General features: G+C 69.8%; 16 protein-coding genes. 12 read left to right on the top strand and 4 right to left on the bottom strand.

Going from position 1 to position 16478, the window contains the following annotated elements:
* Window positions 1-110: 110 nt before the first annotated feature.
* A complete protein-coding gene (locus E4V01_RS09595) occupies window positions 111-980 on the bottom strand; it encodes a cytochrome c family protein (protein ID WP_135298198.1) in 870 nt (289 codons plus the stop codon).
* A 306-nt stretch (window positions 981-1286) separates the two neighbouring features.
* On the opposite strand from E4V01_RS09595, the gene E4V01_RS09590 reads away from it, so the two are divergent.
* Window positions 1287-2030: a 3-deoxy-manno-octulosonate cytidylyltransferase gene (locus E4V01_RS09590; RefSeq protein WP_135298197.1), complete on the top strand. Its 744-nt coding sequence runs from the start codon at window positions 1287-1289 to the stop codon at window positions 2028-2030.
* A 16-nt stretch (window positions 2031-2046) separates the two neighbouring features.
* A complete protein-coding gene (locus E4V01_RS09585) occupies window positions 2047-2904 on the top strand; it encodes a prephenate dehydratase (protein ID WP_056202167.1) in 858 nt (285 codons plus the stop codon).
* 68 nt (window positions 2905-2972) lie between these two features.
* On the opposite strand, the gene grpE is transcribed toward E4V01_RS09585, so the two are convergent.
* Window positions 2973-3581 carry a nucleotide exchange factor GrpE gene (gene grpE / locus E4V01_RS09580; RefSeq protein WP_135298196.1) on the bottom strand — a complete coding sequence of 203 codons (609 nt, stop codon included), beginning with the start codon at window positions 3579-3581 and terminating at the stop codon, window positions 2973-2975.
* A 91-nt stretch (window positions 3582-3672) separates the two neighbouring features.
* Window positions 3673-6459, bottom strand: coding sequence for a [protein-PII] uridylyltransferase (locus tag E4V01_RS09575; protein WP_135298195.1), 2787 nt, complete (start codon window positions 6457-6459; stop codon window positions 3673-3675).
* A 159-nt stretch (window positions 6460-6618) separates the two neighbouring features.
* Between E4V01_RS09575 and E4V01_RS09570 the strand changes: the two genes are divergently transcribed.
* The 7 genes from E4V01_RS09570 (at window position 6619) to E4V01_RS09540 (ending at window position 12671) form a co-directional block, all read left to right on the top strand.
* Window positions 6619-7605, top strand: a complete 987-nt coding sequence (locus tag E4V01_RS09570) for an aliphatic sulfonate ABC transporter substrate-binding protein (RefSeq protein ID WP_135298194.1) — start codon at window positions 6619-6621, stop codon at window positions 7603-7605.
* Between the two features lie 8 nt (window positions 7606-7613).
* Entirely contained in the window at window positions 7614-8246 is a 633-nt protein-coding gene (locus E4V01_RS09565) for a LysE family translocator (protein WP_135298193.1), read from the top strand.
* Window positions 8247-8306: 60 nt separating this feature from the next.
* Window positions 8307-9146 carry an ABC transporter permease gene (locus tag E4V01_RS09560; RefSeq protein WP_135298192.1) on the top strand — a complete coding sequence of 280 codons (840 nt, stop codon included), beginning with the start codon at window positions 8307-8309 and terminating at the stop codon, window positions 9144-9146.
* A gap of 7 nt (window positions 9147-9153) precedes the next feature.
* Window positions 9154-9933 (top strand): ABC transporter ATP-binding protein, encoded by a 780-nt coding sequence (locus E4V01_RS09555; protein ID WP_135298191.1) that lies wholly within the window; start codon window positions 9154-9156, stop codon window positions 9931-9933.
* Between the two features lie 76 nt (window positions 9934-10009).
* Window positions 10010-10519 (top strand): OsmC family protein, encoded by a 510-nt coding sequence (locus E4V01_RS09550; protein WP_056458380.1) that lies wholly within the window; start codon window positions 10010-10012, stop codon window positions 10517-10519.
* A 26-nt stretch (window positions 10520-10545) separates the two neighbouring features.
* Complete coding sequence (locus tag E4V01_RS09545) at window positions 10546-11244, top strand: response regulator transcription factor (protein WP_060768273.1); 699 nt, start codon at window positions 10546-10548, stop codon at window positions 11242-11244.
* Complete coding sequence (locus E4V01_RS09540; RefSeq protein ID WP_135298190.1) at window positions 11241-12671, top strand: HAMP domain-containing sensor histidine kinase; 1431 nt, start codon at window positions 11241-11243, stop codon at window positions 12669-12671. Before E4V01_RS09545 ends, E4V01_RS09540 begins: the two co-directional genes overlap by 4 nt.
* A 7-nt stretch (window positions 12672-12678) precedes the next feature.
* On the opposite strand, the gene E4V01_RS09535 is transcribed toward E4V01_RS09540, so the two are convergent.
* Window positions 12679-12894 carry a hypothetical protein gene (locus E4V01_RS09535; RefSeq protein WP_060768271.1) on the bottom strand — a complete coding sequence of 72 codons (216 nt, stop codon included), beginning with the start codon at window positions 12892-12894 and terminating at the stop codon, window positions 12679-12681.
* 588 nt (window positions 12895-13482) lie between these two features.
* Between E4V01_RS09535 and E4V01_RS09530 the strand changes: the two genes are divergently transcribed.
* The 3 genes from E4V01_RS09530 to E4V01_RS09525 all read left to right on the top strand — a co-directional run bounded on the left by E4V01_RS09530 (window position 13483) and on the right by E4V01_RS09525 (window position 16421).
* Window positions 13483-14160 carry a DUF2161 domain-containing phosphodiesterase gene (locus tag E4V01_RS09530; RefSeq protein WP_193763179.1) on the top strand — a complete coding sequence of 226 codons (678 nt, stop codon included), beginning with the start codon at window positions 13483-13485 and terminating at the stop codon, window positions 14158-14160.
* A 519-nt stretch (window positions 14161-14679) separates the two neighbouring features.
* Window positions 14680-14952 carry a hypothetical protein gene (locus E4V01_RS25650; RefSeq protein WP_193763178.1) on the top strand — a complete coding sequence of 91 codons (273 nt, stop codon included), beginning with the start codon at window positions 14680-14682 and terminating at the stop codon, window positions 14950-14952.
* A complete protein-coding gene (locus E4V01_RS09525; RefSeq protein ID WP_060768269.1) occupies window positions 14949-16421 on the top strand; it encodes a methyl-accepting chemotaxis protein in 1473 nt (490 codons plus the stop codon). The genes E4V01_RS25650 and E4V01_RS09525 overlap by 4 nt, the downstream gene beginning before the upstream one ends.
* Window positions 16422-16478 lie beyond the last annotated feature (57 nt).

Here is a 16478-nt window from a genome sequence, read left to right as displayed (position 1 = left end):
GCCGGCGCCACCCGCCGCGAGCGCGCAGCCGGCGCGGCCACGGGCCCGGACATGAAAAAGGCCGGGCTTGGCGGGCCCGGCCTTCTCGAAAACGGGTCCGCCGCTCCGCCTTACGGCTTGGGAGCGTCGGGGTCGGGCTTGGCCGGCGGCTCGGTGGCCGGCGTGGACTCGGAGCCGGGTTCCGCGTTGGTCGGGATGTCCCCCGAAGGCTTGGCCTCGGGTGCCTGCGTCGGGGCGACCTCGTTGCGCTGAGGCTGGACCTGCGGCGCCGGGACCGGGCGGGCGGTGTCCTTGCCGTCGCCCGATTGCGTGTTGCCCTGTGGCGCGTTGGTCTCGGGCGTCTTGCTCTTGTCGCCCGTCGCACTGTCCACCGGCTTGGTCTCGGCCGGCTTCTCGGCTTCGGCCTTCTTGTCACCCGCCGGCGCCGCTTCAGCCTTCTTCTCGGCGGCCGGCAGCGGTTTCGGGCTGTCGGCGAGCGTGCGCAGATAGGCGATGACGTTGGCGCGGTCCGTCGGCGAGCCGATACCGGCAAACGCCATCTTGGTGCCCTTCACGTAGCCCTTCGGGCTCTCGAGGAAGTGGTCGAGATCCTCGTAGGTCCAGGTGCCGCCCTTCTCCTTGAGCGCGGCGGAGTACTCGAAGCCGGCGGCATGCGCCTTCTCGCGCTCAACGATCTCCCAGAGGTCGGGACCGACCTTGTTGGGGCCGCCCTTCTCGAAGCTGTGGCAGGCCTGGCAGGCTTTGGTGCCGCCCTTGCCCTTCTCGGCATCGGCGCTTGCGAGCCGCACGGCGATGGGCTCGGCCTTCGGCGCTTCCGCTGCGGCGCCGCCGCTCTTCGGCTCCGGCTCGGGCAGGGGATAGCCGGCGCTTCCGGCGGGCTTTGGATGATAGATCAGCTCCGCAACGAAGCCCGACCCGACCGCGAACAGGAGGGCACCCAGGACCGCGCCCGCAACCTTGTTCAGCTCGAAGGAATCCATGCTCGACAGCTCCGGCGCGCGGGATCAGGACCCGGCGGATGAGGGCCCGACGGGCAGACGCCGGACTTTGGAGGATTTCAAGGGTGATTAGCCGCTCGGGCCCGATCTTGACAATGGGCCATGCGCGCTGCGCGCTGTCGCACACCGTTATTCGTCACACGCTTCGAGCGAGCGGGCATCTTCGTTGCAGCTCTGCCGCACCGCGGGGGCGGAACGCCCGGTCATGACAAGCCGGGCCGCCGCTGCTAGAGCGCTCCCGCGCGCCTGAACCCCTTCCGCCGAAGTTCGTCCGACCCGCCCGAGGCCATGTCCGATCCCCTGATCCTGATTCCGGCCCGCCTCGCCGCGACCCGGCTGCCGTCGAAGCCGCTCGCCGACATCGCGGGCGTGCCGATGATCGTGCATGTCTGGCGCCGTGCCGTGGAAGCCGGCATCGGCCCCGTGGTGGTTGCCACCGACACCGACGCGGTCGCCGAGGTGATCGAGGCGCAGGGCGGGCTGGCGGTGATGACCCGGCCCGACCACCCCTCCGGCTCGGATCGTCTCGCGGAGGCGCTGGAGATCGTCGATCCCGACGGCAACCACGACGTCGTCGTCAACGTCCAGGGCGACCTGCCGACCATCGACCCGGCGATCATCGCCACATCCGTGATGCCGCTCGCCGACCCGCGGGTCGACATCGCCACCCTCTGCGCGGTGATCCACCGGCCCGAGGAGAGGGACGACCCCAACGTGGTCAAGATCATCGGCCACACGGTGGGACCCAACCGCCTGCGCGCGCTCGCCTTCACCCGTGCCCGTGCCCCCTGGGGCGATGGACCGCTGTTCCACCATATCGGCCTCTACGCCTATCGCCGGAAGGCGCTCGCGCGCTTCGTCGCGCTGCCGCAGGGCGAGTTGGAGCAACGCGAGAAGCTGGAGCAGTTGCGCGCGCTGGAGGCCGGCATGCGCATCGACGCAATGATCGTCGAAGACCTTCCGCTCGGCGTCGATACCCCCGCCGACCTCGAGCGCGCCCGTACGCTGCTCGCCATCCGCCGCCTGAACTGAGCCTGCTGAAGCACCGATGACCGACCGCACCATTGCCTACCAGGGCGAGCCCGGGGCCAACTCGCACATCATCTGCTCGCAGGCCTATCCCGGCTGGACCGCTCTGCCCTGCGCCACCTTCGAGGACGCCTTCGCCGCGGTGAACGAGGGCAAGGCGAACCTCGCGATGATCCCGATCGAGAATTCGATCGCCGGCCGGGTCGCCGACATCCATCACCTGATTCCGACCTCGCGGCTGCACATCATCGCAGAGCACTTCCTGCCGATCCACTTCCAGCTCATGGCCCTGCCGGGCGTGGGCGCAGAGCGGCTGACGAGCGTACACAGCCACATCCACGCGCTCGGGCAGTGCCGCCGGATCATCCGGCGGCTCGGCCTCAAGGCGGTGGTGGCCGGCGACACGGCGGGCGCGGCCCGCGAGGTGGCGGAAGCGCGCGATCCCAGCCGCGCGGCCCTCGCCCCGGCCATGGCGGCCGAGGTCTACGGCCTCGACATCCTGGAGCGCGACGTCGAGGACGAGGCGCACAACACCACGCGTTTCGTCGTGTTCTCGCCCGAGCCCGCCGAGTGCGAGCCCGGCAACGGCCCGACGGTGACGAGCTTCATCTTCCGGGTCCGCAACATCCCGGCGGCGCTCTACAAGGCGCTCGGCGGGTTCGCGACCAACGGCGTGAACATGTCGAAGCTCGAGAGCTACATGGTCGAGGGCCAGTTCACCGCGACCCAGTTCTACGCCGAGGTCGATGGCCACCCCGAGGATGACGGCTTGCGCCGGGCCCTCGAAGAGCTGCGCTACTTCTCGAAGGAGTTGCGCATCATCGGCACCTATCCGGCCCACCCGTTCCGCGAGACGACGCGGCAAGCGGCGGAATAGCCAAGGCGCACGACGAAAAAGGCCGGTACAGGGGTGCCGGCCTTTTTTCTTCGACGGAAGGAGAAGCGTTACGCCGCGTCGGCGGGCTTGTCCCTGTTGGCCTCGGGCTTCGGGCCGCCCTTGGAGACGCCGACCAGAGCCGGGCGCAGGGTCCGGTCGCCGATGACGTAGCCGGTCTGCACCACCTGGACGACGGTGCCGTTGGGAACCTCGGTGTTGGGCACCTCGAACATCGCCTGGTGGCGGTTCGGGTCGAAGCGCTGGCCCTTGGGATCGACCACCTTCACGCCGTGGCGTTCCAGCGTCTTGGCGAGATCCCGATCCGTCAGGTCGATGCCCTCGATCAGCCCCTTGAAGGGGCCGTCGGCACCCGCGCGCGCCTCCTCCGGCACGCTTTCGAGCGCGCGGCGGATGTTGTCGGCGGTGTTGAGCATGTCGCGGGCGAAATTCGTCACCGCGTAGGTGCGGGCATCCGCGACCTCGCGCTCGGTCCTGCGGCGCAGGTTCTCCATCTCGGCCAGCGTGCGCAGCAGGCGATCCTTGAACTCGTCGCGCTCTGCGATCGCGGCGGCGAGCGCTTCGGCATCCGCGCCCGCATGCGAGGCACCGGATTGCGGCCGAACCTCCGCCTCCGCGCCGTCTTGCCGCTCCTGCTTCTCCATGTCGTCAGCCATCATCGTGCGATCGATCAGGTCTCGAAGTGTTCCGGGATGAGGCTGATATCATTCGGGCAAACCGCGAAATCAAGCGCACTGCGCGACGGATGGGTCAGAGTTCCCGCGGCGGCGGCGAATCGACCAGGGCGTCGAGCCCTTCCGCGCGGAGCGCGGCGACGTCGCTGGCGAACACCTCCATCACCGCGGCGCGGATCAGGGAGAGGCGGTCGGGCTGCATCACGCGGGTGCCGGTGAGGTCGGTCACGTAGAACACGTCCACCGCCCGCTCGCCGAAGGTCGCCACATGCGCCGAGGTGATGTTGAGGCTCAGGCGGTTGAGCCCCGTCGTCAGCTCGTAGAGCAGGCCCGGCCGGTCGAGGCCGGTAATCTCCACCACCGTCTCGCGGCTCGACAGGGCGTTGTCGATCGACACGTCCGGCGGGACGAGGAAGGTCTTGGGCGGCTGCTTCGGGTGCTTGTCGGCCACGAGTTCGGCGATCTTGATCTCGCCCTTCAGCGCCCGCTCGATCGCCGTGGCGATGCGGCCGGCGCGGCGCAGCTCGTCCTCGTCCCGCTCGAAGGCGCGGGAGATGAAGATCGAGTCGAGGGCGAAGCCGTCGGTCGTCGTGAAGATCTGCGCATCGACGATGTTGCCGCCCATGGTCGCGCAGGCGCCCGTGATGATGGCGAGCAGCCGCGGATGATCGGGGGAATAGACCGTCAGCTCGGTCACGCCCCGAACCGGATCGGTCTCGTAGGTCGTGGCGCTGGTGCGGCCCTCCTCCATCACCGTGCGCAGGAAGCGGGCGTTCTTGAAGTGGCGCGTCGAGTCCACCTTGAGCCAGTAGGCTTGGTTGTGGCGCGCGGCATAGGCGTCGAACAGCTCGGAGTTCCAGTCGGAGAGCTGCTCGCGCAGGGCCATCTGGATCAGCCGCACCCGGTCGGTGCGAGCGATCTCCGAGTGGCCGCCGGACAGGACGACTTCGGTCTCGTCGTAGAGGGTACGCAGCAGCGTGCCTTTCCAGGCCGTCCACACGCCGGGGCCGACCGCCTTGATGTCGGCGACGGTGAGGATCGCGAGCAGCTTCAGCCGCTCCAGGCTCTGCACCTCGCTTGCGAACTTCTCGATCGTCCTGCGGTCGGAGAGGTCGCGGCTCTGCGCCGTCATCGACATGAGCAGGTGGTGCTCGACCAGCCACGAGACCGTCTCGGTCTCCGCCTGGCTCAATCCGAAGCGCGGCCCGAGCTTGCGGGCGATGGCCGCGCCGGCGATCGAATGGTCCTCGGGCCGGCCCTTGGCGATGTCGTGGAGCAAGATCGCGACATAGAGGGCGCGGCGGTTGTGGATCGTATCGATGAGCCGCGAGGCGAGCGGATGCTCGTCGCGCACCCGTCCCGAATCGATCGCCGCGAGCACGCCGAGCGAGCGCAGCAGATGCTCGTCCACCGTGTAGTGGTGGTACATGTTGAACTGCATCATCGCGACGATGCGGCCGAATTCCGGGATGAACCGACCGAGGACGCCCGCCTCGTTCATCGATCGCAGGATCGTCTCCGGAGCGTTCTTCGATGTCAGGATGTCGAGGAAGAGCCGGTTGGCCTCCGGGTCGATGCGCACCGCGTGGGTGATGAGCTTGAGCGAGCGGTTGGCCAGCCGCGCCGCGTCCGGATGGATCGGGAGGTTGTGCCGGTCGGCGAGCCAGAACAGACGGATCAGGTTGACCGGATCGCGCTCGAACGTGTCCTCGCCGCGGATGTTGACCCGGCCGTTGTCGATCCAGAAATCCTCCGCCTCGATCGAGGTCGCGCGGAAGCGGTCGCGGAAGCGGCCGATCCAGCGGTCGAGCACCGGCGTGCGCTTGGCGTGACGCGCCTCCAGCTCGGCGCAGACGATGGCGGTGAGGTCGCCGACATCCTTGGCGATGAGGAAATACGCCTTCATGAAGCGCTCGACGCCCGAGAGGCCGCCGCGGGAGCCGAAGCCGAGCCGTTCGGCGATCTTGGGCTGCAGCCCGAACGACAGACGCTCCTCCGGCCGCCCGGTCACGAAGTGGATGTGGCAACGCACCCGCCACAGGAATTCCTCGCAGCGCTCGAACAGACGGTACTCGTCCGGCGTGAACAGCCCGGCATGGACCAGCTCGGCCTGATCCCGCACCCGGTACGTGTACTTCGCGATCCAGAACAGGGTGTTGAGGTCGCGCAGGCCGCCCTTGCCGTCCTTGACGTTGGGCTCGACGAGATAGCGCGAGGCGCCTGCCTTGGCGACGCGGGCGTCGCGCTCGCGCAGCTTGGCGTCCACGAACTCGGAGGCCGACCCGATCACCAGTTCGGTATCGAAGCGGGTGACCATCTCCTCGAACAGCGCGCGCGAGCCGAACAGGAAGCGGGATTCCAGCAGCGCGGTGCGGATCGTCATGTCGGCGCGGCCCTCGCGCAGGCATTCCTCCACGGAGCGCGTCGCATGGCCGACCTTCAGCTTGAGGTCCCACAGCACGTAGAGCATCGCCTCGACGACGCTCTCGGACCATGCGGTCTGCTTGTAGGGCAGCAGGAACAGCAGATCGATGTCCGAGCCCGGCGCCATCGTACCCCGGCCATAGCCGCCGGTGGCGACGATCGCGAGTTGCTCGCCGGTGGACGGGTTGTCGTTGGGATAGAGGCGCCAGACCACGGCGTCGTAGATCGCCCGCACCACCGCGTCGGTGAGGCGGCTCAGACGTTGCGCGCAGGCGAGGCCGTCGCGCTCTCTCAGGAGAAGCCGCTCGGCATCCGCGTGCCCGGTCTCGATCACCTTGCGCAGCTCGGGCACGAGGAGCCCTCGCAGCTTGGTCGGTTCGCGGGCGTCGCGGTCCAGGGAGGCGACGATCTTTTCCAGGACGGGAACGGGGTCGAACATGGCCGTCCCGTTAGCATGTAAAGCCGGCGGCGGCATCGGTCGGTTGCGTGCAACTCAGCCGTTCTGTTTTGCGGATTTTTCGTTTGACGAAACGAACGTGACTGTTCTAGCCATCAGGCGGATCCGGCAACAAGCCGGGCCGACATGGGAGACAGCCGCATGATTCGACGCCGCACCGTCCTCTCCGCATGCGCCGGATTGTTCGGCCTCCTCACGATGGGTTCGAACCTGCGGGCTGCCGAAGTGTCCGAGATCCGGCTCGACTGGGCGACCTACAATCCGGTCAGCCTCGTCCTGAAGGAGAAGGGCTTTCTGGAAGAGGCGCTGAAGGCCCGCGGCATCAAGGTGCGCTGGGTCCAGTCGCTCGGCTCCAACAAGGCGCTGGAATTCCTGAACGGCGGCGCCATCGATTTCGGCTCCTCGGCCGGGGCGGCCGCACTCCTGGCACGCATCAACGGCAACCCGATCAAGGTCGTCTACGCCTATTCCCGGCCGGAATGGACCGCGCTCGTCACCCGCAAGGACACGGGGATTGCAGGGCCCGCCGACCTCAAGGGCAAGCGCATCGCCGTCACCCGCGGCACCGATCCGCACATCTTCCTGATCCGCGCGCTCCAGGGTGCCGGGCTCACCGAGAAGGACGCCCGGCTCGTCCTGCTCCAGCACGCCGACGGCCGCACGGCGCTCGACCGCGGCGACGTCGATGCCTGGGCCGGTCTCGACCCGATGATGGCCGCCGCCGAGATCGAGAGCGGCGACGTGCTGTTCCACCGCGACGCCGCCGCCAACACCTGGGGCGTGCTCGACGTGCGCGAGGATTTCGCCAAGGCGCATCCTGATCTCGTGCGGGTCGTCATCGCCGCCTACGAGCAGGCCCGTGCCTACGCCCTCGCCAACCCGGATGCCTTGAAGAGCGCGCTCGTCTCGGCCACCAAGCTGCCCGAAGCGGTCATCGCCAAGCAGATCGAGCGCACGGATCTGAGCCAGCCGGCCGTCGGTTCGGCCCAGGCCGACAGCATCCGCGCCGCCGGCCTTGCCCTGCAGCAGGCGGGCGTCATCCCCGCCTCCACCGACGTGGCGGCGGCGGTGGACGGTCTGATCGATCCGCAGTTCAACCCGGCCCCGGCCCCGGCCCCGGCCCGCTGAGCCTGCCGATGCCGGACGCCGCGCCCCTCGCCGCCTTTGCTCTCGTCAGCCTCGGGATGGTGCTGACGCCCGGCCCGAACATGGCCTACCTCATCTCGCGCACCGTTGTGCAGGGACGAGCGGCCGGGCTGGTGTCGCTGACGGGTGTCGCGGCGGGCTTCGTCGTCTACCTGCTCTGCGCGGCCTTCGGCATCACCGCCCTCCTCATGGCGGTGCCCTTCGCCTACGATGCCCTGCGCCTGGCCGGCGCGGCCTATCTGTTCTTTCTCGCGTGGCAGGCCGTTCGGCCCGGCGGACGCTCGCCCTTCGACACGCGCCCGCTGCCGCCGGACGGGGCGGGGCGGCTTTTCGCCATGGGCTTTCTGACGAATGTGCTGAACCCCAAGATCGCGGTGATGTACCTGTCGTTGCTGCCGCAATTCATCGATCCGGTAGCGGGTGGGGTGCTGACGCAAACCCTTGCGCTCGGCCTCGTCCAGATCGCCGTGAGTCTCACGGTGAACGCGGCGATCGTCCTGTTCGCCGGGTCCGTCGCTGCGTTCCTGAAGGGGCAGCCCCTCTGGCTCCTCGCGCAACGCTGGTTCATGGGGACGGTGCTGGCGGGGCTCGCGCTGCACGCGGCGACCGATGCGCGGCGCTGAACGGCCGACCCAGCCGAGTATTTTCGAGACCACGATGCAGATCCGGCGCGGCACCCTGGCATGAGCGTCACCACCGTTCTTTCCGACGACACGGAGCCGAAGGCGGTTCCTGCGCGGCGCTCCGCTCTTCTGGGGAGCGGAGCGCGGCTGGCGCTCGGCCTGCTGCTGCCGCTCGTCCTGGCGCTCGGCTGGGAGGCGGCCGTCGCCGCCGGGCTCGCTTCCGGGCGCCTGCTCCCGCCGCCGAGCCGGGTCGGTGCCGCGCTCTGGACGCTCGCCGCCTCGGGCGAACTCTGGACCCATGTCGAGGCGACCCTGATCCGTGTCGGTCTCGGCTTCGCCTTCGGGGCGGGCGCCGGCATCCTCGCGGGCACGCTCACCGCGACGCTGCCGACCTTGCGCTGGCTGGTCGATCCGAGCCTTCAGGCCCTGCGCGCCGTACCCTCGCTCGCCTGGGTGCCGCTGTTCATCCTGTGGTTCGGCATTCTCGAGACGCCGAAGGTCGCCCTGATCGCGGTCGGCGTTTTTTTTCCCGTCTACATCGGTGTGGCCGGCGCCATCGCCTCGGTCGATCGCAAACTGATCGAGGTGGGCCGCATCTTCCGCCTCTCGCGGGTCGCGCTCGCCCGGCGCATCCTCCTGCCGGCCGTGCTGCCGGCGACGTTGACGGCGCTCCGCACCGGGCTCGGCCTCGGCTTCCTGTTCGTGGTCGCCGCCGAACTGATGGGCGCCTCCGAGGGGCTCGGCTACCTGCTTCTCGACGGCCAGCAATTCAGCAAGCCCGACCAGATCCTGGCCGCGATCATCAGCTTCGCCGTGGTCGGCAAGGCCGCCGATGCCGGGCTCGTCGCCCTGACCAGCCCGCTGGTGCGCTGGCAGGATACGGCGCGGGAGACGCTGTGAGGCCGCCATGCTGAGCATTCAGAGCCTGTCCAAGACCTACGCTGACGGCACCCGCGCCCTCGACGGCATCGACCTTCAGATGCCCAAAGCGGAGATCGTCGCGCTGATCGGCGGCTCCGGCTGCGGGAAGACGACGCTGCTGCGCCTCATCGCCGGGCTCGACCGGCCGAGCGCGGGCCACATCGCCCTCGACGGTGAGCCGATCACTGGGCCCCATCCCGGCGTCGGTCTCGTGTTCCAGGAGCCGCGCCTGCTGCCGTGGCTGACGGTCGCTGAGAATGTCGGCTTCGGCATCGAGCATCGGCCGAGGCGCGAGCGGCGGGAGCGCGTCGCCCACGCCCTGGAGCGGGTCGGCCTCGCCGAACAGGCCGGGCGCTGGCCCCGCGAATTGTCGGGCGGGCAGCAGCAGCGCGTCTCGATCGCTCGCGCCTTCGTGGCCAACCCGCGGGTGCTGCTTCTCGACGAGCCGTTCTCGGCGCTCGATGCCTTCACCCGCAAGGATCTTCACCGCCATCTCCTCGCCCTGTGGGAGGAGGTGCGGCCGACGGTGCTGATCGTTACCCACGACGTCGCCGAGGCGGTGGCGCTCGCCGACCGCGCCATCGTCATGCGCCCACGCCCCGGCCGCCTCGACGACACGGTGGCCCTGCCGATGCGCCGGCCGCGCGACCCGGCGTCGCCGACGAGCGAGGCGGCGACCCGCACGATCCTCTCCGCCCTCGATCATTCGCTGCGCCCGCGCGACGCCTCCCGTGCACCGGAACTCGCCGGCGGAAGCTCGTTCTGAGGTGTCGCGGCGGTGCGAAAGCCGCTAAATCCGCGACACCAAGAAAACACGCCACCAAGAAAACAGGAGGAAATCCATGGACGCCGACGCCCTGCGCGCTCTTCAGGCCCCGCTCAAGAACAAGTACCGTGAGACGCCGGATTCCGCCGTCATCACCCTCAAGGCGAAGGGCTCGCTGGACGACACCAGCATCGCCTGCAAGGTCGAGACCGGCCGCGCGCTGGCAGTGGCCGGCCTGCACCCCGCCACCGGCGGTTCGGGCGCCGAACTCTGCTCCGGCGACATGCTGCTCGAAGCGCTCGTCGCCTGCGCGGGCGTGACGGTGAAGGCGGTGGCGACCGCACTCGAAATCCCGCTCAAGGCCGGTACGGTCAGCGCCGAGGGTGACCTCGACTTCCGCGGCACGCTGGGCGTCGACAAGGAAGCGCCGGTGGGCTTCCGCGCGATCCGCCTCAAGTTCGACCTCGACACCGACGCTCCCCAGGAGAAGCTCGACCAGCTCCTGAAGCTGACCGAGCGCTACTGCGTCGTGTTCCAAACCCTCAACCACAAGCCGGAATTGTCGGTGAACGCCTCGCGCTCCTGAGCGGCGAAGCGTATCTGACAGGCGTCATGCGCCTGCTCATCATCGAGGACGACCGCGAGGCCGCCGCCTATCTGGTCAAAGCGTTCCGGGAAGCCGGGCACGCGGTGGACCATGCGGGCGACGGCCTCGACGGCTATGCGCTCGCCCGCGAGGGCGATTACGACGTGCTGATCGTCGATCGCATGTTGCCGAAGCTCGATGGGCTCTCGCTGGTGCGCTCCCTGCGCGAGCAGGAGATCGCCACGCCCGTCCTCATCCTCTCGGCGCTGGGCCAAGTGGACGACCGGGTGAAGGGCCTGCGGGCCGGGGGCGACGACTATCTCCCGAAACCCTACGCCTTCTCCGAGCTTCTGGCCCGCACCGAGGTGCTGGCCCGCCGCCGCACGGCCGCGACCGGCCAGAGCGAGGCCACCGCCTACCGGGTCGGCGACCTCGAACTCGACCGGCTCTCGCATCGGGTGACGCGGGCGGGCCGCGAGATCGTGCTGCAGCCCCGCGAGTTCCGGCTGCTGGAGTACCTCATGCGCCATGCCGGGCAGGTGGTGACGCGGACGATGCTGCTGGAGCATGTCTGGGACTACCATTTCGACCCCCAGACCAACGTCATCGATGTCCACGTCTCGCGCCTGCGCGCCAAGATCGACCGCGGCTTCGAGCATCCGATGATCCACACGGTGCGCGGCGCGGGCTATGTCATCCGGGCGGACGAGCCGCTTCTCCCGTGACGCCGTCCGCCGCATCGCCGCCGCCGGATGGCCTCATCGCGCGCCTCGGGAAGATCTTCCGCACGACGGCGTTCAAGCTGTCGCTCGCCTATCTCGTGCTGTTCGCGGTGTTGGCCTCGCTCGGGCTCGGCTACGTCGCCTGGAACGCGCGGCGGGTGCTCGATGACCAGATCCTCTCGACCATCGATGCCGAGATCAACGGGCTGTCCGAGCAATACACCGCGGGCGGGCTGCGCCGCCTCATCGCCGTGGTGGAACGGCGCGCCAAGGAGCCCGGCGCCTCGCTCTACCTCGTGACCACGCCCGCGGGCGAGCACATCGTTGGCAACGTGAGCCGCCTGCCGGCCGACATCCTCGCCCGGTCCGGCCAGTACGAGAGCTATTACGGGCGCGGCTCCGATGCGGACCCGAGCGAGCATCGCGCGATCATGCGGGTCTTCAACCTCGCCGGAGGCTTCCGCCTCGTCGTCGGCCGCGACACCGAGGAGCGCGACCGCCTACGCGCGGCGATCGGCAACACCTTCGGCTCCTCGCTGGCCCTCGTCGTGCTGCTCGGCGTGCTCGGCGGCTGGTTCGTCGCGAGCCGCGTGCTGAAGCGCGTCGACGACATGACCGAGACGACCCGCACCATCATGGCGGGCGATCTCGACGGGCGCCTGCGGGTCGGCGGCGCCGGGGACGAACTGGACCGCCTCGCCCAGAACCTCAACCTGATGCTGGAGCGCATCGGCGAGCTGATGCGCGGCATGCGGGAAGTCTCCGACAACATCGCCCACGACCTCAAGACGCCGCTGACCCGATTGCGCAACCGCGCCGACGAGGCCCTGCGCACCGCCGAGACGCCGGAGGCCCTGCGCACGGCGATGGAGGGCGTGATCGAGGACAGCGACGGGCTGATCCGGGTGTTCAACGCGCTTCTGACCATCGCCCGCCTGGAGGCCGGCAACGCACCCGAGAGCGTGAGCCGCTTCGATGCCGGGGCGGTCGCGCGGGAGGTGGCCGAACTCTACGAGCCGCTGGCCGAGGACAGGGGCCTGAGCCTGACCGTTGATATCGAGCCGGACCTGATCCTCGACGGCAACCGCGAGTTGGTCGGGCAGGCAATCGCCAACCTCCTCGACAACGCCATCAAGTACGGTGCCCGCTCCGATGCATCCGGCCCGCAGGAGATCACGGTCAGCGCCGTGCGTGCCGACGGCGTCGTCCGACTCCGGGTGGCGGATCGCGGCCCCGGCATCCCGGAAGCTGAGCGCGAGCGGGTGCTCGACCGCTTCGTGCGCCTGGACGCCGCCCGCACACGCCCTGGCTTCGGCCTCGGTCTCAGCCTCGTCGCCGCCGTTGCCCGGCTGCATGGCGGAAGCCTTGAGCTTGCCGACAATGCTCCAGGGCTCGCCGTGACCCTGAGCCTGCCGGCGGGCGCGGCCTGACGTGAACTCAGTTCAGGAAATTGCGGACGCCGTCGGGGTCGGCGAGCGTCGCCTGCGGGCTGCCGGGGAGCGCCAGGACGACCAGCAGCACCGCCAGAGTGATGGTGGCGAGCCCCAGCACTGCACCGACCCGCTGCGGTTCGAACCGGCGGCTCGCGATCAGTGCGCAGCCGAGTGTGAAGACGGCGGCTTCGGCGAAGGGAACGAGGGTGGTGCTGCTCATCGATTCACTTTCGTCCTCGGTCGCCGTGTCGTCCGCCGGAGGTACCGCGAGAGAATGCCGCTCCGGCCCGGCTGGGATCAACTGAAGAAAGCGCGTGCCTGCTCCCCGAGCCCTTCATGACAGGACGGCCGGGCCGCGGAAAAAGTCCCGCGACGCAGGGCGCCGGGGCTGGGGGACGGCGCCGACAAGCTGCCTTCCTTCGCGCGATCGTCAGAGTGGCTTCCAGGGCCATCGCTTCGACCCGTTCGCTCTGACCAGCGAGGCGGCGCCGGCCGATCTGATCGAGCGTGAGATCGCGCAAGGGTTGCTCGTGCCGATCCGGGGCGAATGCCCGCCACCGAGACCGACACGGCCGACGACATCCTCATCGTGTGCCCGACGGGCGCGCCTCGGAGCCGATCGTCCAGGCCTTCGTCGGCTGGATCAGGGCGCAGGTGCGGCGCGACCCGGCCTGACGGGGAGCGGGACGACGCCTCGCGCGGTGGAGGTCGCGAGCTTCGGGTGCTATCTGCCCCGCGCGTGTCGCCCGATGATCCATCCGTTCCGCCCCATCCGCACGGCCTCCCGCGCTTGCCGGTCGCCGCGGCCATGAGCGCGTCCGCCCGCCCGCCGGAAACGGCGCTCTACGCGCCGGTGAAGGGCTTCCTCGAAACCCTCGGCTTTGCCGTGAAGGGCGAGATCGGCGGCTGCGACCTCCTGGGCGTGCGCGAGGGCGAGCCGCCGGTGCTGGTGGTGTGCGAGCTGAAGCAGAGCTTCAACCTGGAACTCGTGCTGCAGGCCGTGGACCGGGCCGGTGCCTGCGACGAGGTGTGGCTGGCGGCGCGCCTGTCGGTGCGCGGCAAGGGGCGGGAGGCCGATGCGCGCTTCCGCAACCTGTGCCGGCGCCTCGGCTTCGGCCTTCTCGGCGTCGGTGCCGACGACGGCGTCCACGTGCTTCTCGGCCCCGGAGCGCCGATGCCCCGGCGTGACCCCAAGCGGCGCTCGCGCCTTCTGGACGAGCATCGCCGCCGACAGGGCGACCCCGTGGCCGGCGGTGGTTCGCGCGCGCCGGTGATGACCGCCTATCGCCAGCAGGCCCTCCTTTGCGCCCGCGCCCTGGCGCCCGGGCCGCTGCGCCCGCGCGACCTGACGAGCGCCGTCCCGACGGCCGCCGCCATCCTCCGCCGCAACGTCTACGGCTGGTTCGAGCGCACCGGCCACGGCGTCTACGCGCTGACGCCGTCCGGGCACGAGGCGATCGAGCGATGGCCGTCGATGCCGCCCTGACCCTCGCCCTCTCGTGCTCGGGGCGTCTCAAGCCAGAACCCGGACGCACGGAACGGAGAGCCTTCGCTTGAACGACCGGATCACCATCGCCGCCCCCGGCGTCTCAAGCGTCATCCCGAGGGGTGCTTGCCGGCTTTCGCAAAGACGATGCTTTAGGCTGCGATCGGGCCGCTCGGGCGGAACTGTCGAGCCTGACCGGTGCGGTCAGTAGAGCGTTAGAGTGCCGCACAAAACTCCCGGCCTCTGACCGTTCTCGTTCTGACGATGACGGCGCGGCGGAAGTTTTGTGAAAGACACTTGCGCCCGTTCGAGCGTCCGCCGCCGCGGGCGTAATCCGAACTTAACATTCATCAACAATGTTGGGTTGTCGATCGTTCGAATTTGTACCGTGGCGCCAAGTCGATGGCAGTGGAAGGGATCCGAACTCAGCCGTCTACATCGGGCTCCGCTCGAAGCTGGCTGCCGCCCGTCGCCCTCTTGCTGGCGAGCCTGATCGGCTCCGCGTGGCTCGGAGCGCCGATGGCGGAGCCGGGCCGGCCGGTCGCCGCCCTGTTTCCGCCTTGGTGGGATCCGAGCCGCAGCCTCGGCGCCGCGGTGGCGGCGGGTGGCGCCGTGCTGGGCCTCGGTCGCCTGCCGGGACTCGTCGTCACCCGGTCCTCCGCGCCGGGCTTCGCCGAGCGCCTGCGGGCGGCCGGGGCCCTCATCCTGTTCGACCCGCGAGGCTTCGGCCTCTGCACCCATCCCGAAACGCCGCGCTTCCAAGAACCAACACCCAGAGATCCACGACCATGACCGAATCCCGCCCGCGTGATCTCGACAGCCTGCGCCGCGCCGCGAGCCGCGGCCTCGTCGCCCTGCTCTGGCTGCACGTGCCGTTTAACGTCGCCGTGGCCGCCGCCCTCGGAAACCCGATCGCGGCCCAGGGGCTGATGGCGTTCGGCCTTGCTGCGGCGGCGACCGCTACATGGCGGTTGAACGGCAACGGGCTCGCCACGCGTCTCACCGTGTCGGTGGCGATGGTCGGCATGGTGGCGCTGTTGCTCGGTGCGGCGGCGGGCCATTCCTGGCAGCTCGACCTTCATATGTACTTCTTCGCCGTCCTGGCGGTGCTGTCGGCCTATTGCGACTGGCGCGTGCTGCTCACCGCGGCCGGGGCAACGGCCTTGCATCATCTCGGACTGAATCTCCTCCTACCGGCGGCGGTCTATCCGGGCGGTGCCGATTTCGGCCGGGTGGTGCTCCACGCGGTGATCGTCGTGCTCGAGACCGCCGTCCTCGTCTGGCTCAGCGTGCAACTCGCATCCCTGTTCTCGGTCTCGGCGCGCTCGCTCGCCGCCGCCGACGCCGCACGTGCCGCCGAGACGGAAGCCCATAACCGCCAGGGCGTGGCCGAAGCGGAGGCCCGCGCCGAGCGCCGCCGCACGGCCGGCGAACTGGCAGAGCGTTTCGAGAGCAGCGTGAACCGCCTCGTCCGGGAAGCGGCCGAATCCGCCAACCGGGTGCGGCACGCTTCGCAGGATCTTTCGGCCGCGGCGGGCGATGCCGCCCGCCGCACGACGGATTTGTCCACCGCCTCGCAGGAGACCGCTGCCGACGTGCAGGGCGTCGCGGCTGCAGCCGGTGCGCTTTCGGCCACCGTGCGCGAGATCGGGAGCCACATGACGCACGCTGCCGAGGTGGCAGGCCGGGCGACACGGGAAGCGGGACAGACCGACGAGACCGTGCGTGCGTTGGCCGAGGCGGCGCAGCGCATCAACCAGATCGTGCTTCTCATCGGCACCATCGCCGAGCAGACCAACCTGCTCGCGCTCAACGCGACCATCGAAGCCTCGCGCGCCGGCGCGGCCGGGCGGGGGTTCGGTGTGGTGGCGGGCGAAGTGAAGGCGCTCGCCGCCCGCACCGCCCGCGCGACGCAGGAGATCGAGGCGCAGGTCCTCGCGATCCAGGACCAGACGGGGCAGGCGGTCGCGGCGATCGGCCGGATCGGAGGAACGATCGAGGAGCTCGGCACCATCACCCGCTCGGTCGCCGCGGCGGTGGAAGGGCAGGGGGCGGCGACCAGCGCCATCGCCGGCAACGCCGAACGGACGGCCCGGCGGACGGGCGCGGTCTCCGAGAACCTCGACGGCCTCGCCCGTTCCGCCGACCTCACCGGCGCGGCTGCGGCCGCCGGCCTCGACGCCTCCGAGCGTCTGGCGGGGGAATGCGACGCCCTTGCCGAGACCGTCCGCGACTTCGTCGGAACGCTCCGGGCGGCCTGAACCCCAGGGCGTCGTCGCGCCCGTGCCATGTCGTGCCGTCCCGAAAGTCCCTTGGCA

The sequence above is a fragment of the Methylorubrum sp. Q1 genome (assembly GCF_004683995.1).
Lineage (GTDB): Bacteria > Pseudomonadota > Alphaproteobacteria > Rhizobiales > Beijerinckiaceae > Methylobacterium.
The sequence above is the reverse complement of the archived record's forward strand: the minus strand, read 5'-3'. Positions and strand labels throughout refer to the sequence as shown.